We start from the raw sequence: 24,554 nt of genomic DNA, 5'->3' as shown, positions 1-24,554 counted from the left end.
GACTATCCCTCCTTTTCGATCTTCGTCAGACTGTCGCGCAGCGCCAGTCCGTATTCGTATTTTGCCGGGCAGGCAAAGCCGACCAGCCCGAGATCTTCTTCGTCCAGTTCCAGCGCACCCAGCGCCTGGGCCTGATCGGTATCCATCACCAAAAGCGCGCGCAAAAGCTGCGTTGGCAAATAGTCCTGCGGCATCAGCTGTTCAAAGGTGCCGGTGGGCACCATGGCGCGCCGTCCGCCATTGAGGTTTGATGTCAGCGCATAAAGCTTGTTCGAGAACAGCGATCCCAGCACCGGCTGCACCGCGTATTTGCTCGCCATCGGGCGAATCCAGCCCATGGCAATCTGTTTGTGGTCTTCTTCGATCACGGTAATCTGGCGCGCGTAGCGCCCCAGATAGCCATCGGCACCGGCGCCCGCACGACCCGACAGGATCGAACCGGAAATCACCCGCGGCGCCACAGCGCTGTCCAGCTCACCGGCCAGCAGATCCGCCATCGACGCACCAGCCGTGGTACGGATCAGACGTGGTGTGCTGACCAGCGGTCCCGACAGGGCAACAATGCGTTCGCCGCTGACCCGACCAGTACCCAGCAGACGGCCAATGGCGATCACATCCTGATAGCCAATGCTCCAGACTGTTTTGGTCGTGGTGGGCGGCTCGATGAAATGCATATGGGTGCCAGCCAGGCCCGCAGGATGCGGCCCGTCAAAGCCAACCACCTCAACACCTTCGGCACTGGGGATCGAGGCGTCACCGGATTGGCAGAGATAGGTATTGCCCGCGCTCAGCTTGGCGATGGCCTTGAGCCCCGCCGCAAAGTCATCGGCCGCCTGATTGATGATGACGCTGGCATCCGCTGCCAGTGGCTCTGATTCCATCGCCGTCACATAGATCGCCGCCGGGCGCGTATCGGATGCGGGCACCTTGGAGTAGGGCCGGGTGCGGAACGAGGTCCACAGACCTGCCGCGCAGAGACGTTTTGCCAGACCTTCAGCCGTGGCGACATCGCCGAGCGCGGAAAAATCCACCGGATCAGCCGCTGCGGCATCCACTTCGATCTCGACGCTGACCAGCACCCGACGGGCGCCACGGTTCACCGCTTTGACGCGGCCCGACACCGGCGAGACCACCTGCACATCAGGCGTGTCCTTATGGGCAAAGACCGGGGAACCGGCGGCGATCACATCGCCCTCCTGCACCGCGAGACGGGGTTTCAAACCTAGGTAGTCGCTGCCCAGCAAGGCAACGGTCCTGACTGCGGGACCCTCGTGAATTTCCTGTGCGGGGGCGCCCGCTACCGGAAGTTCGAGTCCTTTTCGTAGCTTGTAATGCCGCAACTCTATCTCTTCTTCTTTTGCTGTTGGTCAGAACCAACACCTCTGGGCCGTTTGTTCGGATTCGACCTGCAAATAGTCTGATCTGGGCCAAGTTCCCACCGGGAAAAATGAAAAAGCGCGTTTCCGTGCCATTTCCGACCGTATCCAACCTTGATTGACAGAGCCGCGAATAGCGTACAATAGAAGGGCGTTTCAAGGGTAGGTGGATAAATGGCACGTCTCTTTCTTGTCGCTATGATGTTTTTTGTTGCAGCCTGCAAATCGGATCCCGTCACGCTGAAGTTCAGCGGCGAGACCATGGGCACGACCTACAACATCGTGGCCATCGACAAAACCGCAGATCTGTCATCGGACGCGCTGCAAGCTGCCATCACCACCGCCTTGGCCAAAGTGAACAGCCAGATGTCGAACTGGGATCCAAAATCTGAGATTTCACAGTTCAACGCCGCGCCCTCCACCGATCCAATTGCAATCTCGCCCGAACTCGCCAGCGTCGTGACGGCGGCAAATGAGATCCACCAGAAAAGCGAGGGCCTGTTTGATGTGACCCTTGGCCCCCTGATCGAGATCTGGGGCTTTGGCGCCCGCACCCCCGACAGCCCGGTGCCCACGGATGAAGCCATAGCGGCGGCCATGCAACAGGTTGGTCAGGCCAAGATCCTGTCGCTGTCCCAGGATCCCCTGACGCTGCGCAAAAGCCTGCCCCAAACCTCGGTCTATCTGGCCGCCATCGCCAAGGGCTACGGCGTCGATCAGGTGGCCGCCGTTTTGACCCAGGCCGGGATCAGTGACTATATGGTCGAAATTGGTGGCGATCTAGTCACCGCAGGGCTGAACCCCAAAGGCGAAGCCTGGCGCATTGGCATCGAGCGACCAGATGCCGCCAGCCAGACCATCGAAGAAATTGTCGATGTCTCGGGCCTTGGCATGGCCACCTCGGGCGATTACCGCAATTACTTTGAACAGGATGGCATCCGCTATTCCCATATCATCGACGCTGTGACCGGCCGCCCCATCACCCATGGCACCGCCTCGGTGACGGTTCTGGCGGAAAACGCCATGATGGCCGATGGCTGGGCCACCGCCCTGCTGGCGCTGGGTCAGGAGCGTGGGCTCAAGATCGCCGAGACCGAGGGGCTCGCGGTTTTGTTCATTGCGCGCCAGCCCGATTCCGGTGAGACAGGGTTCGCAACCTCCACCAGCTCGCAGTTTTCCAAGCTGCAAGCCAAGCAATAAGGGCAGACCCTGATGGCCACATTCCTTTTTACCTTTGGGCTTTTGGCACTGATCATGCTGGGCATGTCACTGGGCGTTCTGCTGATGGGTAAAACCATCAAGGGCAGCTGCGGTGGGCTGAACGCCATTTCCGGTGCGGACAAATGTGTGGTCTGCAGCAAGGACATCGACCCAAACAGCCCGCTGCGCGACAAGCTCCAGTGCAAACGCGCCCGCAAGATGGTCGAACAGATGGAAGCCGAGATGCGCACCGAAGGGCAGACCGGCAGTTGAAAACCGGCGATTAAAAACTGGCCCTTGATCGTCAGACGGTCAGGCCAACTCTGGTGAAGATCAACGCGGGCGGCCCATTGGGTCGCCCTTTTGCTTGGCGCAAAGCGCGCCTCAGAGCGGCGCCATTGGAACAAAGGCCAGTGTCAGCAGCGCCAGGGCCGCAATCAGGCCAAACAGCCACAGCTGCCAGCGCGGTCCTTCAGCCTTCCAGACCCGGCGATAGCGGTTGCCCGCCAGCACCGCCAGAAAAATCAAAATCGTGGCGATAAGCGGCGTCAGTGTGATCTGCGAGGCGAGCAAGGTATTCCCCCAAAGGCATTTTGTCGTCTAAGCTGCCCTAAGGCACATCGTCTTTAGATCTGCATGACACAGCACAGGACCCATAGACAACCAGGCGCAGCAACAACAGGGAGCATTTCAACATGCCAAGTTCTTATCAGGCCCCCAACCGTGGGGATCAGGCCAAAAAGACCAGCCACAGCCAGTCTGTTCAAAGCAATATCTCGCACGAAACAGCAACAGTCGGACAGCTGATCAGCAAAAAGGGCGGCACCACCTATACGATCTCCTCCCATGATACCCTTAGCACTGCTGTCACCGTCTTGCGCGACCGACGCATTGGCGCCCTGCTTGTCACCGGAACCGGGGGCACATTGGAGGGCATCCTGTCAGAGCGTGACATCGTGCGCAAACTGGCGGAAACGCCGGGACAGACCCTGCCGCAGACAGTGGGTGAAAACATGACATCCAAGGTCGAAACCTGTGCCCCCGGCGACCCATTGGTCACGGTGTTGCGCCGCATGAACGAAGGGCGTTTCCGGCATATGCCCGTGATTGAAGATGGCAAACTATGTGGCATGCTGACCATTGGCGATGTGGTGAACTATCGCCTGAACGAGCTGGAGTATGAGGCCCTGCAACTCAAGCAGATGATCGTTGGCTAAATCACCCTGACCTTTTGCCCCAGGGGGCAGGAGGTCACAAACGCGTCGTGCTTTCAAATTTTATTCAGTCTTCGGATAGGATTGGAAAGCGCCGTCCGGTGATATGCAGCAGTTCCTGCACCGCCGTCACCAGTGCCGGTCCTACGTTTTCGGTGATCAGTTCATCGGTCAGGTCGGATTTGCGCGCACCGCTGAGGAAAGCAACAGGCTCGCCAAACTCCGAGGGGCGATAGGGTGTCGCAATGGCGTTGATGGCAGCGTTGAACCGCTGCTCACCGCGCACAAAGGCATATCCGTCACTCAGCAGGCTGGACTGCGCCTGGCCGCCAAAATCCCGATATAGATCCTGATCCTCTGGCGACATGGCCTGGATCAGTTTTGCCAGTTCGCTGCGCCCCAAGGCGCCCAGAAAAGCCGCCCCCGAAGAGGAGGTCAGCATCGGCATCCGATACCCCACATTGAGCCAGGTGGTGGTGGAATTGCGCGGACGCCAGGTTTTGACAATCAGCATCTTGCCATCGTCCTGGATCGCCACACCAATCAGCGTCTTGGTGGCATCCGCCAGTTTCTGCATGATTGGGCCTGCCGTTTCGACAAAGCCAAAAGAGGCCCCGGCGATATTGCCAAGCGCCAGCGCCGCAGGCCCCAGCCGGTATTTGTCGTGGTGATGGCCATGGGTCAGATACCCCAACGCGCAGAGGGTAAAGGTCAGCCGCGACACGGTAGACCGTGGCAGGCCGGTGCGCTCTGAGATCTCCAGATTGCCAAGACCATCGTCATTGGGCCCAAAGGCCCGCAACACATTGAGGCCACGCGCCAGAGTATTGGCAAATCGCTTGTCGTCTTTCAGATCTGGCATCGCCTCTAGTCCTAGCAGTGGCAAGAAATTCCAACGTATAGAATTTCTTGCCAATGAAAAAGCCTGTTCATCTTGCTGTCATCGACAACAAGAGAGAAATCGACGGAAAGCCCACAATCAGTGCCAGAACCACCACATCCACACATAAGAAACGCCAGATGCCGGCAAATACGGTGCCAATTGGCGCCGCCTTGCCCACCACGTTGGACAGAACAAAGACGTTCAGCCCCACCGGTGGGGTGATCAGGCCAATTTCCAGCAGTTTTACCACCACGACGCCAAACCAGATCAGGTTCATGCCGTAGGATTCCACCAAAGGCACCACCAGCGGCAGGGTCAGCACCATGATCCCGATCGGATCCAGGAACATGCCCAACATCAGGTAGACGCCACAGATGCAGATCAGCAGCACCACAGGCGAAAGCTGCGCGTCCGCCACCGTTTGCACCAGCGCCGGTGCCATACCGGTCAGGGCAATGGCCGCGACAAAGATCTTGGCCCCGGCCGCCACGATGAAGATGGCTGAGGTCTGCACGCAGGTTTCCCGCACCGCCTCCCAGAGCCCCTGCAGGGTCAGGCGTTTTTGACCAAAGCCAATCACGGTGGTGATGACAACGCTGACCGCCGCCGCTGCTGTGGCGGTGAAAAAGCCGCCATAGATGCCAACCACGATGATCACAAAGATCAGCGCCGCAGGCCAGGCTTCGCGCGCGGCTGCCATTTTCTCGCCCCAGCTGGCGGCTGCGCCCTGTTCGGGGACCAGTTTGGGATTGACCCGGATCCAGACCCAGATCACCAGCACAAACCCCGCCAGCGTCAGCAATCCCGGCAAGACGCCTGCCAGGAACAGCTTGCTGACCGAGGTTTCGGTAAAGATGGCATAGATGATGAACAGGATGCTCGGCGGGATCAGCGACCCCAGGGTGCCCCCCGCCGCCACGCTTGCGGTCGCCAGACGGGGGTCATAGCCCAGCCGCAGCATCTCGGGCGTGCAGATCTTCCCCATGGTCGAGGCACAGGCGAGGCTGGACCCGGTGATGGCGGAAAACCCGCCGCAGCCCATGACCGAAGCCACCGCCAGACCACCGCGCTGGCGCACCAGCCAGACTTTGGCAGAGTTATAGACAGCCGTGGTGATACCGGCGCGATAGGCAATATTGCCAAGCGCCACAAACAGCGGGATCATCGACAGATCAAAGCTGTGCACCAGATCAAAGGAGTTTGAAAACACCAGCGACGAGGTCGCCCGAATGGCCCGCTCGGGCATGAAGGTGCCGGTTCTGAAGGCAAAGATGGTAAAGGCGGCCAGTGTGGCAACCCCAATCAATGCAAAGGCAATTGGCACCCGCATCGCCAGCAATACCAGCATCAGGCCAAAGGCCAGTAATCCAATCGTCGCCGGATCCATAAAGTCTATTCCCGAAATTGAAGTGTTCTACGAAGCGTCGCGACCGTCAGCGGCCGACGCGCAAAGGGGCCAGTTCGTACCCTGCTGAGTGACCTGCTCAGTGACCTGTGGGCTCGAAATCGAGGGTCTCACCGCGCCAGACGGTCCGGATGTCAGCCAAAGCCATCACCAGCAGACGCAGCCAGCACAGGGATACACCAATGACAAAGGCCAACCGTCCGGGCCATTGCGGCAGGTTCAGATCACCGTAAAAGGCGCTGCCGGTATTGATCTGATGCATCAGCTCTTTGCCGCCTGAATAGATCAGCGGGGTCAGGGCAAAGACGCCAAACAGGGTGCCAAAGATCACAAAATACTCCACCACCTTGGACGGCAGCATATTGGTCAGAAACTCAACCGAGATATGGGCCCGCTGGGTGGTGGCTGCTGCCAGGGGCATGATGATCGCCAGCACCATCAGCTCGCGCACGATGATCACCGCATCCGGCACCGAAGCATTAAACAGGTTGAGCGCAATCACATCGGCAAAGATCATCAAGGCCAATAGAATGATCGCCGCCGTTGCCACGTCGATAAAGAGTTTTTCGATCCGGTCCAGCATTTCGCCCCCTCCTGCTCGCTTTGAAATTTTGAAACACCTGCGACACACCTGTGACACACCGGGGCAGATCCTCCCCTGCCCCGGTGTGTCAGATCAGTGGCGCAGCTTAGTTGCGTTCCCAGGGATAACCCTTGGCCTCAAACTCGGCGGTGTAATCCGCGACCGCCTGGGTATAGACCTCGATCATCTTGTCAGGGTTCAGACCAACGCTGGCAGCGTTTTCTTTCCAGTCATTCAGGAAAGGTTCGGTGGCGGCGTTCAGCGCCGCGCGTTCCTCAGCCGAGACTTCCAGCACCTTGACCGGACGGTCGTATGCATCTTCCCGCATTGCCTTCAGGGCCTTGCTATTGGCGCCAATGACGATCTGGGCATATTTGTCCGCCAGTTCGGTTCCCGCCTGGGTCAGTACCGCCTTTTGCGCATCGCTCAGCGCGTCATAGCTTTGCTTGTTCATGAACATGCCGTAGCCACCGATCTGACCCCAGTTCAACACGGTGTAGCTGTCGATGACTTCGTGCCATTTCAGCGCTGGAACGATATAGGAATAGCCCTGGGTACAATCGATCAACCCGGTATCAAGCCCTTGATAGGCATCATAAACGCTGAGGTTCACCATGGTGGCGCCCAGCTCGCCAAAGACCTTGCCGTAGACGCCGGCGCCGCGCACCTTCAGGCCCGCGATATCCTCGATCGAATTGATCTCGGCGCCCTTGCAGGCGACGTTGACATCCGAAGCGGTGAAGGTGCCGATATAGACCAGGTTCTGGCGCGCCAGGTTTTCGGTGATCTCTGGCATGCTGCGCATCAGGTGGTCAGTGGCGCGCAGGCCAACCCAGGGGTTGGGGCCGCCCAGAGGCAGATCCGCCAATGAATAGGCCGCCATTTCCTTTTGGAAATAGGCCGAGATGACCGAACCGGCATCGGCTACACCATCGCCAATCGACGGCACCGAAGCCGAGGCTTTGAACAGGGCGCCGCCCCATTGCACGTCCAATTTCAAATCACCCTCGGACAGCTCGGCAATGCGGCCATCAAACCATTTCAACGCAGCCGGAACCGTGCCGCGCGCCGGGCCGCTGTGGCCGTAAAAGATGGTGGTCTGCGCCGCTGCAACAGTGCCAAAGGACAGCGCAATCGCCGCTGCACCCACTGTGGTTTTTACAAAGCTCATAGTCTGAATCTCCTCCCCGAGATCGCGTTTGGTCTTGGCTAACATACAGAAGTATATTCCGTATAGTAGAATTTGTGTTTAGTGAGAAATTTCCGGCATCAGCTGCTCTGCAAAGGTGCTCAGCAGTTTGGTCTTGAGGATTTTCCCGGTTGGGGCCACAGGCAGATCCTGCGCCAGAACAATCCGGGTTGGTCGCTTATAGGGGGCGAGTCTGTCCTTCACAAAAGCCGAAAGATCCGCCTCGCTCAGCCTGCAATCCGCCGCAACTTTGACAAAGGCCAGCACCTCTTCGTTGCCAGAAACCTGCCGACCCACCACTCCGGCCATGATGACCTCGGGGTGGTCCGTCAGGGCGCCTTCGACCTCGACCGGGTAGACATTAAAGCCGGAGCGGATGATCAGCTCTTTTGAGCGCCCCACGATATGCAGGCGCCCTTCGTCATCAAACCGGCCCAGATCGCCGGTACGGAAAAAACCATCCCCTGTCAGCACTTTGGCGCTTTGCTCGGGATCGCGGAAATAGCCCTTCATGATCTGTGGACCGCCCACCAGAATCTCGCCGATACCCTCGGCGGGGGTGGCGCCCTCGGCGTCAAAATCCAGCCGGAGGGTGCTGTCCTGCATGGGGTGGCCAACGCTGACATCCGGATCGCCCAGGGGGCTGGCCGTGGCGCAGACACCGGCGGTGCCTTCGGTCAGCCCGTAGCCGTTTTGCAGTGGGATGCCATAAAAAGTCTCGGCCTCACGCTTCCAGACCGGGTCCAGCGGGGCGCCGCCAGAGGAGACAAACCGCAGCATCCCCATATCATAGTGCGGCGCGTTTTGCGCCCGCGCGTAGTGAAACAGTTGCGCATGCATCTGCGGCACTGCGGGCAGCAGGGTCACATCCGTTTTCAGCGCCTTATACAGCCGCTCAACCGAGAACCGCGCCTCCAGCCGCACCGCGCCCTGCGCGCCGCAAATCGACAGGAAGGAAACAAAGCCAAAGATATGCGACAGCGGCAGCGCCAGATAGGTCATATCGTTGTCCTGCATGCCGCGCACCTTGGCCGAAGCCGCAGCAGCACACAGCAGGTTGTGGTGGGTCAGCATCGCCGCCTTTGGCGCGCCGGTGGTCCCAGAGGTATAGAGCAGCAGCGCCACCTGCGCGGATCCGTCCTCAAAACAGGGCTCCGGCTGGCTGCCCCTGCGCTGGAACAAGCCCACGGTGCCGTAGCTGCCAATGGCGGTCTTGGCCGAAAAAGCCTTACCGTGGATCACCGCCGTATCAGAGGCATCGCTGCAAAACACCACGGCACTTGGATCGCTATGGGTGATCAGCCGGTCAAGCTCTGCATGGGTCAGCCGCGCATTCAGCGGCACGGAGGTCGCATCCAGCTGACTGGTGGCAAACAGAAAGGCACAGACAGACAGGCAGTTCTCAAACACCATGACCACGCGATCACCGGCTTTGACCCCCTGCGCCAGCAGAACCTCCTTGGCCTCAGCGGTTGCAGCAGCCAGTTCGGACCAGCTGTACTTTCTATCCGCATAGTCAATGATCGCCAATGCGTCAGGCTTTGCGGCAACAGCCGCGCTTAATGTGTCGTGAATTCGGGTCTGCACGCAGGTCCCCTCCCTATGAATCCTACTGAAACCGCCCGCCTGTCCCCTTGCCGCCCCCAAGGGCAGCCTCCTACCGCCCAAGAGACTCAGGATCGCGCGTTGCCACGGGTATAGACCGGTCGGCTGCAAATTTCAATATGTGGAATTCATGCAGCCATAGTGAAACTCTGCACCTTGACCTAACCCTTTGAACGGGATGGCTCAAAAATTGTGCACGGCCCCCTGAACCCAAGTAGGATTAGCACCACAAGCCCATTGCAGCGCTGCTCAGCAACGGAATCTGCTGTCATAGTCAAAGGAGAATTGACTTTAATTATGTGCAGACTTAAAAAAATCATGCGTATGCTTAATAAAAATCTTCAGGGACGGAGAGTGAAATGAAACGCAGAGACTTTATCAAAATTGGCGCCGCGGGAGCCGCGGCCAGCACCCTTGCAGCGCCAGCCAGCGCACAGGGGATTCGCCAGTGGAACATGGTCACCGCCTGGCCCAAAAACCTGCCTGGCCCCGGTGTTGCGGCGCAGATGCTGGCCGACCGGATCACCACCCTGTCGGGCGGTCGCATCGAGGTAAAACTGCACGCTGCTGGTGAACTGGTGCCAGGCCGTGGTGTTTTTGATGCGGTCTCTGAAGGCACGGCTGAGCTCTATCATGCGGTTCCGGCCTACTGGGGCTCCAAATCCAAGGGCATCCTGCTGTTTGGCTCGCAGCCCTTTGGTCTGCGCGCGGATGAACAGTTTGGCTGGCTCTATCACGGCGGCGGACAGGCGCTCTATGATGAGATCTACGGACGGTTCAACCTCAAGCCCTTCCTCTGTGGCAACTCTGGCCCACAATGGCAGGGCTGGTTCCGCGATGAGATCCACTCGCTGGATGACCTGAAAGGTCTGAAATTCCGCACCACCGGTCTGGCCTCGGAGATGTGTTCCAGGATCGGCATGGCGGTACAGTCCATGGGGCCGCGCGACATGTTCCAGGCGCTGCAGACCGGCGCGCTGGATGCCGGGGAATTCATTGGCCCCTGGAGCGACAGCGCCGTGGGCTTTTATCAGGTTGCAAAAAACTACTACTGGCCCGGTGTCGGTGAGCCCTCCTCGGCTGAGGAATGCGCAGTGAACGCCACCGCTTATGCCGAACTGCCGGACGATCTGAAACAGGCGGTCAGCTATGCCTGCGAAAGTCTCTATAATCCGGTCTGGACCGAATATACCACCAAACACGCCCAGGCGTTGAAACAGATGGTAGAGAACGAAGGTGTTCAGGTCAGAATGCTACCCGATGACGTGGTTGCCGCAATGGCGGACGCCGCTGCTGAGGTTATGGCGGAACTGGCTGAGGATGACGACGAGCTGGTCCGCCGCATCACCGCAAGCTTCACCGCCTACCGCGATTCGGTTGGCTCCTACATGAGCTACGCCGACAACGGCCAGATGAACGCCCGCGCCAAGGCGCTGGGGTACTAAGAGCCACGCTCTCCAACCAAACAACACCGGTGCGGGGCTCCCCTCCCCGCGCCGGTTTTCTGAATTTGAGGCGCAGATGCAGCGATTAATCACAGTATTGGACGGCTTCAGCCGAACCACGGGCAATCTGCTGCGCTGGCTGGCGCTGGCAATGTTGCTGGCGCAGTTTCTCATCGTGATCGCGCGCTATGTCTTTGGCTATTCCTCCGTCGCGGCCCAGGAATCAGTGCTCTATATGCATGCCACCCTATTTATGCTGGGCGCGGGGTATACCCTGCTGAACGATGGTCATGTGCGGGTTGATATCTTTTATGACCGGCTCAGCGCTGCGGGCAAAAACCGCATTGATCTGGCAGGCCACCTGCTGCTTTTGATGCCTGCCATGGGAATGGTGATCTATTGGTCCTGGCCCGCCGTTGCGAATTCGTGGAAAATCCTCGAGGGGCCCATATCCGTTGGCGGCATCAAAGCGGTTTTCCTGATGAAAAGCCTGATCCCCGCCTTCTGCATCCTTGTCCTGCTGCAATCGCTCTCCTGCGTGCTGCGCATCCTGTTCCAGAGCGAGACCCGTGATGGCTGAATACCTCGACATCCTTATGTTTGGCGCGCTTGTCGTCGCCATTCTCTCTGGCTTTCCGGTGGCCTTTTCCATTGCCGGCACTGCAATCTTCTTTGCCATTCTGGGTTGGTCCCTGGGGGTGATGAACATCAACCTGCTGGGGGCGATGTCGCAACGGATCTTTGGGCTGCTGACCAATAATGTGCTGATTGCAATTCCGCTTTTTGTACTGATGGGGGCCATCTTAGAGAAAAGCCGCATTGCCGAAGACATGCTAGACACCATGGGGCGCTCCTTTGGGCAGCTGCGCGGAGGCCTGGGCATTTCGGTCATTCTGGTGGGGATGCTGCTGGCGGCCTCAACCGGGATTGTCGGAGCCACGGTGGTGGCCATGGGCATGATCGCCCTGCCCACCATGTTGCGGGCCGGATATGATCCGCGCGTCGCCTCGGGGCTGGTCTGTTCAGCGGGCACATTGGGGCAGATCATTCCGCCCTCTACCCTGTTGATCATCCTGTCGGATGTGGTGTCGAATGCCTATCAGCAGGCGCAGTATGAACAGGGCAAATTCTCCATCGACACCATTTCAGTGGGCCAGATCTTTGCCTCTGCCCTGCTGCCCGGTCTGACGCTGGTGGGGCTGTACATTATCTATGTCTTGCTGCGCGGATGGATCCGCCCCCAGGACATGCCCCCTGCCCCTGCCGACATGCCCCGCCCCCCCCTGTCCGAGGTGGTGCAGGCAATCCTGCCCGCAATCCTGCTGATCCTAGCGGTGCTCGGCGCGATCCTCAGCGGGATTGCCTCCCCGACCGAAGCCGCATCGGTGGGCGGCATTGGCGCCGCCCTGATGGCTGCGGTAAAATCCGGCGCCAACCGGCGCATTATCCTGTTCGGAACGCTCTGTCTGATTCTGCTGGCGATTGGCGCCGGCCTGTTCCCGGTGCGGCTGCAACGCAGCGATCTGAGCAGCGGCAGCTATGCCTTGGGGGCCGTCTATATGGGGCTGACACTGGCAGGGTTGACCGCCATCGCCCTGGCTCTGCGCAGCATGGTGACCCAAAAAGTGCTGCAACCCGCGCTGAACTCCACCCTCACCATGACCGCGATGATCTTTGCCACCATCCTGTCAGCCGGCATCTTCTCGCTGGTCTTTATCGGTCTCGGCGGTGAAGACAGGGTGCAGGAACTGCTGGCCGCCATGCCGGGCGGGGCCACCGGTGCGCTGATTTTCTCCATGCTGTTTATCTTTGTGCTGGGTTTCTTCCTCGATTTTGTCGAAATCTCGGTCATCGTGCTGCCGCTGCTGCTGCCAACCCTGATCATCATGGGGCATGATCCGGTCTGGCTCTCGGTGCTGATTGCAATCAATTTGCAAACATCCTTCCTGACGCCACCCTTTGGCTTTTCGCTGTTCTACCTGCGTGGCGCCGCACCCAAAGAGATCACCACAGGCCAGATCTATGCTGGGGTGACGCCCTTTATCCTGATCCAGATTATTGCCGTAGCGCTGATCTGGTTCCTACCCCAGATCGCCACCTATCTGCCCAGCGTCATGTTTTAATCAAAAGGGCGGCTCTGCAAGGGCCGCTCCGGGCCACCCTTGCAGATTCCGTCAGTGCCGCCGCGCTATTTCAACCCGCGCAGCAAATCCTGCGAGGCTGTGCCGGTGGCGGGCAGGCCAATGCTGGACTGATAGGCGCTGATCGCGGCCTGGCTTTTGGGTCCTAAAACCCCGTCCGCCCCATCCGTGTCAAAGCCTTTGGCGGTCAGACGTTTTTGCAACTCGACCCGGTCATCCTTGGTCAGCCCATTGGCATCCGGTGGGAATTTACCGCGCAAAGGCGGCCCGCCTGCAATGCGGTCCGCCAGATGGCCAACGCCAATCGCATAGGCATCCGAGTTGTTATAGCGCTTGATCGCCTTGAAATTACCCGTCACCGCAAAACTGGGCCCGCCCGGCTGTGGCTGCAAGGCGCCAGCGGCCGCCGCGCCGGTGACTTCCCGCCCCCAGCGGGTGCCGCGTGTCCAGCCATTGCGTTGCAGATAGGCCGCCGTCGAGGCCAGCGCATCCGCCGGGTCCTCAGACCAGATATCGCGCCGCCCGTCGCCGGTGAAATCCACCGCAAAGGCCTGATATGACGTAGGAATAAACTGGGTATGGCCCATGGCACCGGCCCAGCTGCCCGTCATCTTATTGGCGGCGATATCGCCATTTTGCAGGATCTTCAGCGCCGCGATCAGCTGCTTTTCAAAAAACGCGCCGCGCCGCCCGTCATAGGCCAGGGTCGAGGTGGCCGAGACCACCGGCACATCACCGCGCCGTTCGCCGTAAAAGCTCTCCAGCCCCCAGATCGCGGCAATGATGGATGCGTCAACGCCGTATTTTGCCTCCAGCGCCAGCAGAGTTTTCTGATGCCGCTGATAGGCGGCGCGGCCCTTGCTGACGCGCTCGTCTGAGACCGCAATCGACAGGTAATCTTCTAGTGTGCGTTTGAATTCGGTCTGGTTGCGGTCACGTTTCACCACCCCCGGCAGATAGCCGGCATTGCGAAACCCAGCCCGCAGGGTTGCCTCTGATATGCCCTGGGCCTGGGCGCGGGGGTAAAACCCATCCACCCAGGCGTCATAGCCGGCATTGGGCATGGGTTGCAGATCCGCAGGCAGTCCCGGTTTTGCCAACGGCATGCTGCCCTGCGGGCCCTGCTGATTGGCCGAGGTGACATTGCCGCAGGCCACCAGTCCAAAGGCGGCAACGCCAAAGCCAAAGCTCCGTCGTGAAACTTGGGTTGTTGTCTTGGAAATACTCATGATGTCTGCTCGCTGTTTTCTTTTACCCTAGCGCATCTCACCCCGCTTGCAATCTATGCGGCACCTCTCTGGCTGCATCTGGGCGCCTCCCCGCCGAATGCACGGTCCACGGATCTGCACAAACTCTGCACATCTCTTGCGCAAGCGCTGCGCGGGGACTGTGGCATCCCTTCCCTGGTCCTTACAAAGAAAAATGAGACAGAGGGAACAGAAGATGACAGGTGAATATATCGTGCGCGGCCTGCCCGCGTCTTTGCAACAGGATGGCTGGTGGCTGAACTGCGATAGCGCAGAAGACCCCGCCCCCGCCGCACCAAAGCAGCCGCGCAACTGGGCAGATCTGAGCCGCAAGGGCGGCAGCGCGATGCTGGCACTGGTGGTCCTGGTGGCGCTGGCGGACTGGCTGTTCTGGGGCTATGCGCCGGGGCTGTCAGTGGCTCTGTTCAGTTGGGCGCTGTTTGGCGCCGCCGTGCTGATAAATGCCCCCGACACAGCCCAAAGTAAACCGGCGCTGCTGTTTTTGCTGCTCACCAGCCTGCCGGTGATCGAACATTATCAGGCTCTATCACTGGGGTTTCAGCTGTTTGGCCTGATCACCGCCGTCGCCTGGATACATCAGCCGTCCAAGACCCGCCTTGCGGCGATACCCGCGGCAGCGCTGCACCTGCTGCGCGCCCTGCCCCTCACAGGCCTGCGGGCGCTGTTGCAGAACCTGTTCCAGACCGCCCCTGCCCCCAAACCGGGCGCTCAGCAAGCAGAGCAAACGGCCACCCTGCCCACCTCTTCCCTGTCGCGCTCCCTGGCCCGGCACTTTCGCAACTGGAGCTTTCCTCTGGGCGGTGCCCTGGTGCTGATCACCCTGCTGCTGCAGGCCAACCCGCTGCTGGAGCAAAGCCTGATGGAGATGCTGCGGTTTGATCTGGATATCATGGCGCTGCTGCGGCGTGTCCTGTTCTGGAGTGGCGCCGCCCTGATGATCTGGCCTTTTCTGGTGCCCACACCGCAAAAGGAAACAGCTGAAACAAAAGCCAAAAACACCTCCCACCGCCAGGGGTTGAGCTTTGGGCTCAATGCCGGATCGGTGCTGCGCGCCTTGGTGGTGTTCAACCTAATCCTCGGAGTGCAAAGCCTGATGGATCTCTCCATCCTCATTGGCGGAGCGGAACTGCCCGAGGGCATGACGCTGGCGACCTACGCCCATCGGGGCGCCTATCCGCTGCTGGCCACTGCCATGCTGGCCGGAGGCTTTGCCCTCGCCGCGCGGCCCTATCTGGGAAGCCATGCCAGCCTGAAACCGCTGATGATGCTGTGGCTTGGCCAGAATGTCCTGCTGGGCCTCACCTCGCTGTTGCGGCTTGATCTCTATGTCACCAGCTTTGGTCTTACCTATCTGCGGCTCTATGCGATGATCTGGATTGGGCTGGTGGTGGCGGGGCTGCTGCTGACCGCCTGGCAGATCCTCAAGACCTGCTCCAACCGTTGGCTGCTGCTGCGCTGCACCGGGCTGGGGCTGGTGACGCTATATCTTTGTGCCTTTGTCAATTTTGCCAGCCTGATTGCCGCCCAGAATCTAAGCATGAGCGCAACAAAAACGCTGGATTGGTACTATATCTGCACCCTTGGGCCCAATGCGGCCAGCGGGATCCAGACGGCACGTCTGGCGGATGCGGCTCTGCAAATCCCCCCCGGCTATGACAGCTGTTGGCAGCGCCCTGCCGATCAGGGAAACTGGCGCGAATGGGGCTTTCGCTCCTGGCGGGTAAGTTCCTATGCTGGGGCCGATTTTGACAGCTCAAGTGCAGATGCAGGTAAGGCAAAAGCCGATGAAGATTCTACTGGTCGATGACGACCCCCGCCTGCGTGAGCTGGTGCGCATCGCGCTGGAGCGCGCGGGCTGGCAGGTGGTGACCGCTGCCGATGGGCAGGAGGCCCTGCTGCATGCCAGCCGCGAACTGCCTGATTTCATCGTGCTGGATATCGGCCTGCCAGAGCTAGACGGGTTTGAGGTCTGCCGCCGCATCCGGCAACGATCAGAGGTGCCGATCCTGTTTCTCACCGCCCGCGATGATGAGGTGGACTGCATTCTGGGGCTGGAACTGGGCGCCGATGACTATGTCACCAAACCCTTTAGCCCGCGCGAGCTGGTGGCCCGTATCCGCACCATTCTGAAACGCAGCCAGAAAGCGCAGGCCCCGGCGGCCTTGACCCATGGGGAACTCTCCCTCGACCCACAGGCGCATCGCTGCCAGATCACCGGCCAAGACGTGTCTCTTACCGCCCGCGAACAGGGCATTCTGCTGCTATTGCTGCAAGACCCCAGCCGCATTCGCAGCCGTGGCGAGCTGATCACCCAGATCTGGGGGGCAGGCAGTCAGGTCTCTGATCGCACCCTGGACAGCCATCTGCGCAATCTGCGCGCCAAACTGGAACAGGCCGGAGCCAGTGATCTGATCGAGACCGTGCATGCCGTAGGCATCCGGCTCAGGGCGCTGCGCTGATGCCGGGGCAGTTGGTACAGAAATGGCGCCCCTCGCTGGCCCTGGTGCTGGGTGGTGGCCTGGTTGGAACCCTGATCCTGTCGCTGATTGGCCTGGTGGTGCTGCGCTATCTGGGGCCGGAAATAGGCTTTCGCAATGCGGCGACCCTGCTGGGCACGCTGATTCTGTTGGCAACCGCCTTTCTCGGCTGGCTGCTGGTGCGACTGCTGCTTTCGCCCATTCGCGCGCTCAATGCCTATGCCGCCCAAATTCGCAACACCCCTGGTCAACCCATTGATCCGCCATATCATTCTGGCACCACAGAGCTGCATGAAATGGCCCGCAATGTGGTCAATATGGCGGATCATCTGCGCAACCGGGAAATGACCATCCGCAGCTTTACCGATCACGTCAGCCATGAGATCAAAACCCCCGTCTCTGCCATTCGTGCCGCGACTGAGCTGATCGAGGATGGCGGCGCCCTGTCGCCCGAAGACCAAAAGCTGCTTGCCCAGATCGACGGTGCTGCGCGGCAGATCGAGGACCAGCTGATCGCCCTACGCGAGGTCGCCCGCGCCCGCGAGATGACCCATCAGGGCAGCAGCAGCCTCAGCGCGGTCAACACCTGGCTTCAGGCCGAATTTGCCGATCTGCAGCTGGCGCTGTCTGGTGGCGATCTGGCGCTGCCCATCGGGGCAAGCGGGTTGCAGATCATCCTTACCCATCTGCTGAACAACGCCCGCGAACAGGGGGCACAACGCGCTGTTATTGCGGCTCAGCTACTGTCTTCAGGTGTGGAACTCAGGATTACCGACGACGGCAAAGGCATCTCCGCCGGCAATGCAGCGCAGGTTTTTGACCCGTTTTTCACCACCAAACGCGCCAAAGGTGGCACTGGCATGGGGCTGACAATCCTGCGCAATATGCTCTCGGTGCATGGCGGTGATATATCCCTGCAGCCCAGCGACAGCGGTGCCTGCTTTGTTATTGGCTTTGCCACCCAAGCCTGCGCTGAAACCCGCCCAGGCTTGGGTGGCATTTTTGCCAAACCCCGTTAGGCTGGCAGGTGCAGATCCTCTTGTGCAGGCCGGAGCCCACATCATGTTCAGTCGTTTTCTTGTTTTGCTCGCCGTGCTTTGGCTGCTGCCCCTGCCCGCCGCGGCCACAAACCGCGCCAAGGTGGAGCGCCAGTTTCAGGACTGGCTACAGCAAGAGATCTGGCCCGAAGCCAAGGCGGCAGGCGTCAGCCGCAAGACCTTTAAGGCCGCTTTCTCCGGCGTCACGCTGAACTGGGATCTGCCCGATCTGGTGCCTCCTGGCAGCACACCGCAGGTGCCAAAACTGCAACGACAGGCAGAGTTTGGCGTGCCCGCCAAATATTTCAGCCGCAGCGGGCTGGATGGGGCAAGTTCGATGGGGCGTAAGATGCTGCAAAGCCATGCCGGCACCCTCTCGCGTGTCGAGGCAGAAACCGGGGTGCCGGGGCGGATTGCCATTGCCATCTGGGGCCGCGAAAGCGCCCATGGCCGTGCCAAAATCCCGCATAATGTGTTCCGGGTTCTGGGCACCAAAGCCTTCATGAGCACCCGCGCAGATTATTTCAGCGCAGAACTTATCGCCGCGCTGCAAATCGCCCAGGCCGGGCATGTCAACGCCGGAGATATGAAAAGCAGCTGGGCCGGCGCCCTGGGGCAGCCCCAGTTTATGCCAAGCAATTTCCTGAAATATGCCAGCGACGGCAATGGCGACGGACGCGCAGATATTTGGGGATCCGAGGCCGACACGCTGATGTCCATCGGGGCTTTTCTGGCGGAACACGGCTGGCAAAAGGGGCGCGACTGGGGCTTCGAGGTAAAGGTCCCGCCCGAGGTCTCCTGCAGCCTGGAAGGCCCGGATCAGGGCCGCAGCATCGCCGATTGGGAATCCTTGGGCATCACCCGGATCTCTGGCCGCCCCTTCCCGGCAGCGGAGCGCGATGGTCAGGGGTTTTTGATGATGCCCGCCGGGCGATACGGACCCGCCTTTATCGTCACGCCAAATTTCTACGTGCTGAAGGACTACAACAAAAGCGATCTCTACGCGCTGTTTGTCGGCCACGTTGGCGACCGCATCCAATACGGGGTTGGTGATTTCACTACCGGTTGGCAAGGCCTGGACAGGCTTTACCGCTCGGACGTGGCCGCGATGCAGCGCGGGTTGGAGGCCCTGGGCCATGATGTGGGCGGCGCCGACGGGTTGGTTGGATTCAAGACCCGCCGCGCGATTGGTCGCTGGCAAGAAAGCACTGGCAAAGACGCCCGGTGTTTTCCAGATAGTTCAATGAAATCATTGGCTTCAAACTAGTGTGATCAGATCACCCAGCCCCCTCGCACAGCCGGGGTGGCCGTGCTATAGCAACGCCAGCATCACCAGGGCAGCCTCTTTGGCAACCCGAACGCAGGACTTATAGACAGCACATGAAACGGGTTCTTGTTACCGGCACCGCCGGGTTCATCGGTTTTCACCTCGCCAAACTGCTGCTCGACGAAGGCTTTCGCGTGCATGGCTTTGACGGCATGACCGAATACTACGATGTCACCCTAAAGCAGCGCCGCCATGCCATATTGCTGCAGCACCCCAATTTTTCGGCCACCGAAGCAATGCTGGAAGACGCACAGGCGTTTGACGCCATGGCCGACGCCTTTGCACCAGAGGTGATCATTCACCTCGCCGGGCAGGCTGGCGTGCGCTACAGCCTTGAAAACCCAAGATCTTATCTGGAAACCAACGTCATGGGCACCTTCAACGTGATGGAGGCCGCCCGCCGTTTGAAGGTCCAACACCTGCTGATGGCCTCCTCCTCTTCGGTCTATGGCGGCAACGATGTGATGCCCTTTACCGAGCTTGATCACACCGATGCGCCGCTCACCATCTATGCCGCCAGCAAAAAGGCAAATGAGAGCATGGGCCATTCCTATGCGCATCTCTGGGATCTGCCGACCACCATGTTCCGGTTCTTTACCGTCTATGGCCCCTGGGGGCGGCCGGATCTGGCCTTTTACAAATTTGCCGATGCCATCCTCGAAGAGCGCCCCATCGACATCTATAACCACGGTGAGATGTACCGCGATTTCACCTATGTCGACGATCTGGTGCGCGGCATTCGCCTGCTGATCGACGTGGTGCCCCAGCGCCCCGCCAGCAAGGAAGAGATTGCGGCAGGCGACAGCCTCTCCGCCGTTGCCCCCTACCGGGTGGTCAATATCGGCAACTCCGAGAAGGTGCGTTTGCTGGACTTTATCGACGCCATAGAAACCAGCCTCGGCAAAAAGGCCATTCGCAACTACATGGAGATGCAGATCGGCGATGTGCCCGCCACCTGGGCCGACGCGACACTGCTGAAAAAGCTGACGGGCTATCAGCCGCAGACCAATTTCCGCGACGGCATAGATCGCTTTGTCGCCTGGTTCCGGGACTACTATCAGAAATAGCAGCCCCGGTTTTGCAGCCGCCCTATGGCCTCAGCCGATTTGGCGGGCGATCAGTTTCAGGATCTGTTCTGCCGTATCGGCATTGATCACCCTGCCCTTCAGCTCGATCCGCAGCCCGTCGGCAGACACCTCAGCACTCAGCGCCCCGCCTTTGGGCAGATCACGGCTTGGCAGCCGGGTGATTTCCTGCGGACGCCCGCCCCGGGACCTGTCACGCGGCGCGGCGCTTGCGTATTTCAGTGTCTTTTGCAGCAGGACCCATTCGGATTTGGCGTCCTGCGCCTTTGCCTCTGCCAGGGCAGCGCGCAACTGGGTTTGGTGGCCATCCCGCAGCGCCGTCGCCAGGGCAAGCCCCGCCTTTTCCGTCAGGCCGGTTGGGAACTGCAACAGATCGCCCAGGGCCTCGTGCACCAGGGCAAAGCTGCGCACCTTGGAGCGTTTTGCCTTGGAAGCGGCGGCAAAAAGCGCATCCACGGCGGCCTCGATACTGGGAAAGACCTCCTGCCCCTTTGCCAGCACCGCAATGCGGCCGCGCTCATAATGGCTGAGGTTGGCGCGTACCTCGTTTTCTTCCACCATCGAAACATAGGCCGCCTGCCCCGCGTCAGCCTCGCGCACAAAGGCCGGGATTTGGCCAAAGCCGACATCCTGCGCCGACAAGGCCCGATAGGCCTGAAGACGGCGAAAGCCCGAAATCAAGCCATAGCCAGTTTCCGTCCTGGCCACCTCGATGGGTGCGCGCAGCCCGTTTTCCTTGATCGAGGCCTGCAGTTCCGCCATGGCCTCGGCCTCTTCCACCAGCCGGTCACGGCGGATGAAATCCTGGTCGATGTCCGCAATTGCCAACATCTGCACAACCAGACCGTCCTTTTCAGCCTCGCGCCAGCGGGCGGCATCGCCCTGATCCCGGGCCAGCGCCACCCGGTCGGTGACCCCGGCCATACTGTTGAGGCTGGCGGCCTCGGCTGCGACCTGGGCGATAGGCGGCACCGCAGATTTGGTTTCAAACGGATTGGCCGAAGGTTTCGCGGCGAAACCCTCCTCCAGTTCTTGCAGCTCACTGGCGTCCGGGGCGATCAGTCTTCTGCGTTTAGCCATCTTGCTCGTCTCCCATATTTGCATCACGCCACCAGCAGCCGATCAGCAGTTCCTTGAATTCCGCATAGGTGCGGTCAAAGGTTTCCCGCCCCCGCACATAGGTGTCGCGGTTAAAGTCACGGTAGTCGGCCTCGTAGATGCCGTTCACCTGCTCCCCCGCCTGGCCAACCAGGGCCGTATAATCCTGCCGATAAGCATTCATGAAATCACCAAAATAGGCCTGGATCACATTGGCCATATCGGTCTGCTGACTGGCATCAAACCGGGTGACAATGGCCCGTACTACATCCCATTCGAACTTTATTTCTGGTAACCCCGCCGCGCGCTGTGCGGAATTTTCACCGTCCTCGATCGAGGCAAAGGTGGTGTAGAGCATGTCAAAGAAGCGCCCGGTCGAGTCGAACTCCAGATACGACGCCCCCAGCGGCACCAGCAGAATGTCCGCAGCAGCCAGCGCATTGATGGTCAGATAGCCAAGTGCGGGCGGCGTATCGAGAAAGATCACGTCATATTCATTGAGGATGTTTTCATCCTCCAGAAAATTTGTCAGCCCGTCCCACAGCGGCCAGCTGCGCAATCCCATGCGCCAGACCGGGATCTGAAATTCCGCCCAGTAAAGATTAAGCTGCGCCCCGATCAGATCGATATTGGGCCAGTGGGTTTTCTGGATAACATCCTGTGGCGTGGTTTTCAGCGCCTCTTGCAGCGTCTCATCCAGTGGGATCTCTGGCTGGCCCGCCGCCACCCGCACCTGGTTTTCAGCGGTGACCGCCTTGGCGTAGTCCTTGGCCACCAGCGGGAAGACGGTTTGCCATTCATCCGCAACCTTGCCCCCCATGATCGAGGTCATCGACCCCTGGCTGTCGAGGTCAATCACCAGCACCTTATAGCCGTCCAGCGCGGCAGACATTGCCAGATGCGCCGCCGTCGAGGTCTTGCCAACGCCGCCTTTGAAATTGGCCACGGCGACAACTTTGGCTGGCAGGCCTTTGGGACGGTAGGGCACATATTCCTTGGTGCTGACCCCCTCGCTGTCAAAGTGCTGGCGCAGCGCCAGAACCTCTTCCAGGGTGAACCATTTGGAGCCGCCTTCGCCCTCACCCTGAGGCAGATCAGGATTTGCCTTGAGGACCCGGCGCAGATGCGCAGGCGCTACCGGTATCAGGTATTTTGTGATTTCCCAGGTTGAGAATTTGCGCAGCCGTTTCTGGCCATCCGGGGCATATCCCCGCCGCGCCAGATCCTCGCGCCCCTTGCCACAAAAGGCTGCTGCCTTGGCAAAGCGGGCGGTACCAATCGGATCAGGCAGTTTTTTTGCGGCCGCCTTTGGATCCAGATTAAGATAGGGGGGCAGGGCAGGTGAGGGGGGTTTGCTCATATCGTTGCCTCATATTATGTTCGCCTATTCGGCGTATATCAGGGAAACTAGCGGACATCTTATGATCATTCCAGCATGGATATGCTACATTTGCGCAATCGTGACATATTCAGCAGGTTTCGCGGCGAAACCCAGTGAAATCAGAATCTTAGGCACAACATAGGTTTAGTTCTTTTAGGTATTTTAGAATCTTTGCCCAAGATAAGATGTTTTATTTCAACGGGTTGGTTTGATCTGGGGACCTAAGATCAGGATGAAAGGTACCAATCTGCGGGATCATAGGTACCCATCAACGGGATAAGTGGTGCCTTGGCGCGGGATCAGGGGCACCGATTCTCGGGATGGGCTCTCACCCTCGATTAGGCTCTCCTGTGGGGCGTTAGGCTCTAAAGTGACTCTGCGCCGGGTTCGGGGTGGGGCCGCTGTGGGAGCTTCGTTTGCCCCTGGTGAGTCGAGCAGGGGCAGGCGGCGGATTCAAATGGGGCAGGGGGCTCCTGTATATGGGTACCTTAAAAGCGGGGGTTCAGGAACCTGAGCGTGATTGATAGTTGGGTACCTTATATGGCATGATGTCGGAAAAATCGAGCAGGCAAATGGTATGAGCGATTCCCAGATCGACATGGATTCCCTATCCGGCGCATTGCGGCGGGAAACGGTGAAAAAGAATGTGGCAGCGATTCATATCAGCGGCAAGCTGAGCCTGTTGCAACGCAAGCTGTCAAATGTGCTGCTGCTCAATGCCTATGACGCGCTGACCACGGCGCAAAGCCACACCATTGATGCGCGGACCCTGGCGACAATCGTCGGCTACAACTCCAACGATTTTGACACCCTGCGCGCCAGCCTGCGCGCCCTGGCCGAAACAGTGGCGGAATGGGACATGCTGGATGACAAGGGGCGGCAGGAATGGGGGGTGTCGTCGCTACTGTCCTTTGCCAAGCTGAAGAACGGCGTTTGTGAATATGCCTATTCGCCGGCGCTGGCGCAGAAACTGCACGACCCCAAAATCTATGCGCTGATCAATGTGCATATCCAGCGCAACTTCAGCTCGGGCCATGGGCTGGCGCTTTATGAAAACTGCTATCGTTTTGTACGCACCCGCTCGACCGGTTGGTGGAGTCTTGAAACCTTTCGCAAGCTGATGGGCGTTGACGGCTCCAGCTATTACGAGAGCTTCAAGCATCTCAACGCCAAGATCATCAAGCCGGCGGTGGCGGAGGTGAATAAAAGCTCCGACATCATCATCACGCCGGAGTTTCAAAAGAAGGGCAGGGCGGTGACCGAGATCCGCTTTCTGATCAAATCCAACCCGCAGATGGCGATGTTCCAGATTGATGACAGCGACGGAATGCGCAATCTGGCGACCTACAAGGCGTTGCGGGGGCAGGGGGTCTCTGACCGCCTGGCGCGCCAGTGGATCACCGAACACGGCGAGGACTACGTGAAACAGAAACTGTCGCTGATGGAGGAACAGGCCCAGGTCAAAAGCTCGGTTGGCTACCTCTCGGCGGCGCTGCGGGATGATTATCAGCCTCAGAAACCTGCAGCAAAAATGGACCCCAGCCCCGCAGCAATCGAGGCCGCCCGGTTGCGGGATCAGCAGCGCGCCAAAGAGGCGGCGGAATATGCGGCGCGGCAGGCCGAGAGGGAAGAGCGGGCGCGTCGGCTGGACCTGGTGGAAGAATTGGTTTCGCGGCGAAACCCCACCCAGCGGGATGCGGATAAGCAGCTGTTCATGGCGGGGCTGGAGGACGATCTGGAACGCGAGAATTTTCGCGTCCATGGTTGGCGGTCGGCCTTGAATGCCAGCGCGATCATCGCCTTTTGGCAAGAGATGGAACCGGAGGGGTTTGAGGTATGA

At 59.7% G+C, this 24,554-nt stretch carries 22 protein-coding genes; 12 read left to right on the top strand and 10 right to left on the bottom strand.

Annotated elements, in window-relative coordinates:
* Window positions 1–2: 2 nt before the first annotated feature.
* Complete coding sequence (locus ARCT_RS0100110; protein ID WP_027238293.1) at window positions 3–1,340, bottom strand: Na(+)-translocating NADH-quinone reductase subunit A; 1,338 nt, start codon at window positions 1,338–1,340, stop codon at window positions 3–5.
* Window positions 1,341–1,550: 210 nt separating this feature from the next.
* On the opposite strand from ARCT_RS0100110, the gene ARCT_RS0100105 reads away from it, so the two are divergent.
* Together ARCT_RS0100105 and nqrM are read left to right on the top strand one after the other, a co-directional pair.
* The gene (locus tag ARCT_RS0100105; RefSeq protein ID WP_027238292.1) at window positions 1,551–2,576 is read left to right on the top strand and encodes an FAD:protein FMN transferase; all 1,026 of its coding nucleotides are present in this window, start codon (window positions 1,551–1,553) and stop codon (window positions 2,574–2,576) included.
* 12 nt (window positions 2,577–2,588) lie between these two features.
* Window positions 2,589–2,849 (top strand): (Na+)-NQR maturation NqrM, encoded by a 261-nt coding sequence (nqrM, locus tag ARCT_RS0100100; protein WP_027238291.1) that lies wholly within the window; start codon window positions 2,589–2,591, stop codon window positions 2,847–2,849.
* A 111-nt stretch (window positions 2,850–2,960) separates the two neighbouring features.
* Here nqrM and ARCT_RS0100095 read toward each other — a convergent pair whose 3' ends face one another.
* On the bottom strand, window positions 2,961–3,149 hold the full coding sequence (locus ARCT_RS0100095) for a hypothetical protein (protein ID WP_027238290.1): 189 nt from the start codon (window positions 3,147–3,149) through the stop codon (window positions 2,961–2,963).
* Window positions 3,150–3,271: 122 nt separating this feature from the next.
* Between ARCT_RS0100095 and ARCT_RS0100090 the strand changes: the two genes are divergently transcribed.
* The gene (locus tag ARCT_RS0100090; RefSeq protein ID WP_027238289.1) at window positions 3,272–3,793 is read left to right on the top strand and encodes a CBS domain-containing protein; all 522 of its coding nucleotides are present in this window, start codon (window positions 3,272–3,274) and stop codon (window positions 3,791–3,793) included.
* Between the two features lie 64 nt (window positions 3,794–3,857).
* Here ARCT_RS0100090 and ARCT_RS0100085 read toward each other — a convergent pair whose 3' ends face one another.
* The 5 genes from ARCT_RS0100085 to ARCT_RS0100065 form a co-directional block, all read right to left on the bottom strand.
* Window positions 3,858–4,652, bottom strand: coding sequence for an IclR family transcriptional regulator (locus ARCT_RS0100085; RefSeq protein ID WP_027238288.1), 795 nt, complete (start codon window positions 4,650–4,652; stop codon window positions 3,858–3,860).
* Window positions 4,653–4,719: 67 nt separating this feature from the next.
* Complete coding sequence (locus ARCT_RS0100080; RefSeq protein WP_027238287.1) at window positions 4,720–6,060, bottom strand: TRAP transporter large permease; 1,341 nt, start codon at window positions 6,058–6,060, stop codon at window positions 4,720–4,722.
* A gap of 97 nt (window positions 6,061–6,157) precedes the next feature.
* Complete coding sequence (locus ARCT_RS0100075; protein ID WP_027238286.1) at window positions 6,158–6,661, bottom strand: TRAP transporter small permease; 504 nt, start codon at window positions 6,659–6,661, stop codon at window positions 6,158–6,160.
* 106 nt (window positions 6,662–6,767) lie between these two features.
* Window positions 6,768–7,832, bottom strand: coding sequence for a C4-dicarboxylate TRAP transporter substrate-binding protein (locus ARCT_RS0100070; RefSeq protein ID WP_027238285.1), 1,065 nt, complete (start codon window positions 7,830–7,832; stop codon window positions 6,768–6,770).
* Between the two features lie 78 nt (window positions 7,833–7,910).
* Complete coding sequence (locus ARCT_RS0100065; protein ID WP_036783753.1) at window positions 7,911–9,437, bottom strand: class I adenylate-forming enzyme family protein; 1,527 nt, start codon at window positions 9,435–9,437, stop codon at window positions 7,911–7,913.
* Window positions 9,438–9,814: 377 nt separating this feature from the next.
* Here ARCT_RS0100065 and ARCT_RS0100060 point away from each other — a divergent pair, with 377 nt between their 5' ends.
* From ARCT_RS0100060 to ARCT_RS0100050, 3 genes are all read left to right on the top strand, one after another.
* The gene (locus ARCT_RS0100060) at window positions 9,815–10,900 is read left to right on the top strand and encodes a TRAP transporter substrate-binding protein (protein WP_027238283.1); all 1,086 of its coding nucleotides are present in this window, start codon (window positions 9,815–9,817) and stop codon (window positions 10,898–10,900) included.
* A 76-nt stretch (window positions 10,901–10,976) separates the two neighbouring features.
* Window positions 10,977–11,480: a TRAP transporter small permease subunit gene (locus ARCT_RS0100055; RefSeq protein WP_027238282.1), complete on the top strand. Its 504-nt coding sequence runs from the start codon at window positions 10,977–10,979 to the stop codon at window positions 11,478–11,480.
* Window positions 11,473–13,023: a TRAP transporter large permease gene (locus tag ARCT_RS0100050; protein ID WP_027238281.1), complete on the top strand. Its 1,551-nt coding sequence runs from the start codon at window positions 11,473–11,475 to the stop codon at window positions 13,021–13,023. Before ARCT_RS0100055 ends, ARCT_RS0100050 begins: the two co-directional genes overlap by 8 nt.
* 65 nt (window positions 13,024–13,088) lie before the next feature.
* On the opposite strand, the gene ARCT_RS0100045 is transcribed toward ARCT_RS0100050, so the two are convergent.
* On the bottom strand, window positions 13,089–14,270 hold the full coding sequence (locus ARCT_RS0100045) for a lytic murein transglycosylase (RefSeq protein ID WP_027238280.1): 1,182 nt from the start codon (window positions 14,268–14,270) through the stop codon (window positions 13,089–13,091).
* Window positions 14,271–14,484: 214 nt separating this feature from the next.
* Here ARCT_RS0100045 and ARCT_RS0100040 point away from each other — a divergent pair, with 214 nt between their 5' ends.
* From ARCT_RS0100040 to ARCT_RS0100020, 5 genes are all read left to right on the top strand, one after another.
* A complete protein-coding gene (locus ARCT_RS0100040; protein ID WP_027238279.1) occupies window positions 14,485–16,116 on the top strand; it encodes a DUF4153 domain-containing protein in 1,632 nt (543 codons plus the stop codon).
* Window positions 16,094–16,768 (top strand): response regulator transcription factor, encoded by a 675-nt coding sequence (locus tag ARCT_RS0100035; protein WP_084300634.1) that lies wholly within the window; start codon window positions 16,094–16,096, stop codon window positions 16,766–16,768. Before ARCT_RS0100040 ends, ARCT_RS0100035 begins: the two co-directional genes overlap by 23 nt.
* Window positions 16,768–17,805: a sensor histidine kinase gene (locus ARCT_RS24925; protein ID WP_051360468.1), complete on the top strand. Its 1,038-nt coding sequence runs from the start codon at window positions 16,768–16,770 to the stop codon at window positions 17,803–17,805. The genes ARCT_RS0100035 and ARCT_RS24925 overlap by 1 nt, the downstream gene beginning before the upstream one ends.
* 43 nt (window positions 17,806–17,848) lie before the next feature.
* Complete coding sequence (locus ARCT_RS0100025) at window positions 17,849–19,090, top strand: lytic murein transglycosylase (RefSeq protein ID WP_027238277.1); 1,242 nt, start codon at window positions 17,849–17,851, stop codon at window positions 19,088–19,090.
* A 113-nt stretch (window positions 19,091–19,203) separates the two neighbouring features.
* The gene (locus tag ARCT_RS0100020) at window positions 19,204–20,217 is read left to right on the top strand and encodes a GDP-mannose 4,6-dehydratase (protein WP_027238276.1); all 1,014 of its coding nucleotides are present in this window, start codon (window positions 19,204–19,206) and stop codon (window positions 20,215–20,217) included.
* A gap of 30 nt (window positions 20,218–20,247) precedes the next feature.
* Here the strand turns inward: ARCT_RS0100020 and ARCT_RS0100015 are convergent, their stop codons facing one another.
* Entirely contained in the window at window positions 20,248–21,315 is a 1,068-nt protein-coding gene (locus ARCT_RS0100015) for a ParB/RepB/Spo0J family partition protein (protein ID WP_027238275.1), read from the bottom strand.
* Window positions 21,308–22,693, bottom strand: a complete 1,386-nt coding sequence (locus ARCT_RS0100010) for an AAA family ATPase (protein ID WP_027238274.1) — start codon at window positions 22,691–22,693, stop codon at window positions 21,308–21,310. Before ARCT_RS0100010 ends, ARCT_RS0100015 begins: the two co-directional genes overlap by 8 nt.
* Window positions 22,694–23,291: 598 nt before the next feature.
* Between ARCT_RS0100010 and ARCT_RS0100005 the strand changes: the two genes are divergently transcribed.
* Window positions 23,292–24,554 carry a replication initiation protein gene (locus tag ARCT_RS0100005; protein ID WP_027238273.1) on the top strand — a complete coding sequence of 421 codons (1,263 nt, stop codon included), beginning with the start codon at window positions 23,292–23,294 and terminating at the stop codon, window positions 24,552–24,554.

This window comes from Pseudophaeobacter arcticus DSM 23566 (assembly GCF_000473205.1).
GTDB lineage: Bacteria > Pseudomonadota > Alphaproteobacteria > Rhodobacterales > Rhodobacteraceae > Pseudophaeobacter > Pseudophaeobacter arcticus.
Note: the sequence above shows the minus strand (reverse complement) of the source record. Positions and strands in the feature narration are given on the sequence as shown.

Coding starts and splice junctions, on each gene's coding strand:
- ARCT_RS0100105 (WP_027238292.1), top strand. CDS start 1,551: ATGGCACGTCTCTTTCTTGTCGCTATGATGTTTTTTGTTGCAGCCTGC.
- nqrM (WP_027238291.1), top strand. CDS start 2,589: ATGGCCACATTCCTTTTTACCTTTGGGCTTTTGGCACTGATCATGCTG.
- ARCT_RS0100090 (WP_027238289.1), top strand. CDS start 3,272: ATGCCAAGTTCTTATCAGGCCCCCAACCGTGGGGATCAGGCCAAAAAG.
- ARCT_RS0100085 (WP_027238288.1), bottom strand. CDS start 4,652: ATGCCAGATCTGAAAGACGACAAGCGATTTGCCAATACTCTGGCGCGT.
- ARCT_RS0100080 (WP_027238287.1), bottom strand. CDS start 6,060: ATGGATCCGGCGACGATTGGATTACTGGCCTTTGGCCTGATGCTGGTA.
- ARCT_RS0100075 (WP_027238286.1), bottom strand. CDS start 6,661: ATGCTGGACCGGATCGAAAAACTCTTTATCGACGTGGCAACGGCGGCG.
- ARCT_RS0100070 (WP_027238285.1), bottom strand. CDS start 7,832: ATGAGCTTTGTAAAAACCACAGTGGGTGCAGCGGCGATTGCGCTGTCC.
- ARCT_RS0100060 (WP_027238283.1), top strand. CDS start 9,815: ATGAAACGCAGAGACTTTATCAAAATTGGCGCCGCGGGAGCCGCGGCC.
- ARCT_RS0100055 (WP_027238282.1), top strand. CDS start 10,977: ATGCAGCGATTAATCACAGTATTGGACGGCTTCAGCCGAACCACGGGC.
- ARCT_RS0100050 (WP_027238281.1), top strand. CDS start 11,473: ATGGCTGAATACCTCGACATCCTTATGTTTGGCGCGCTTGTCGTCGCC.
- ARCT_RS0100045 (WP_027238280.1), bottom strand. CDS start 14,270: ATGAGTATTTCCAAGACAACAACCCAAGTTTCACGACGGAGCTTTGGC.
- ARCT_RS0100040 (WP_027238279.1), top strand. CDS start 14,485: ATGACAGGTGAATATATCGTGCGCGGCCTGCCCGCGTCTTTGCAACAG.
- ARCT_RS0100035 (WP_084300634.1), top strand. CDS start 16,094: ATGAAGATTCTACTGGTCGATGACGACCCCCGCCTGCGTGAGCTGGTG.
- ARCT_RS24925 (WP_051360468.1), top strand. CDS start 16,768: ATGCCGGGGCAGTTGGTACAGAAATGGCGCCCCTCGCTGGCCCTGGTG.
- ARCT_RS0100025 (WP_027238277.1), top strand. CDS start 17,849: ATGTTCAGTCGTTTTCTTGTTTTGCTCGCCGTGCTTTGGCTGCTGCCC.
- ARCT_RS0100020 (WP_027238276.1), top strand. CDS start 19,204: ATGAAACGGGTTCTTGTTACCGGCACCGCCGGGTTCATCGGTTTTCAC.
- ARCT_RS0100015 (WP_027238275.1), bottom strand. CDS start 21,315: ATGGCTAAACGCAGAAGACTGATCGCCCCGGACGCCAGTGAGCTGCAA.
- ARCT_RS0100010 (WP_027238274.1), bottom strand. CDS start 22,693: ATGAGCAAACCCCCCTCACCTGCCCTGCCCCCCTATCTTAATCTGGAT.
- ARCT_RS0100005 (WP_027238273.1), top strand. CDS start 23,292: ATGAGCGATTCCCAGATCGACATGGATTCCCTATCCGGCGCATTGCGG.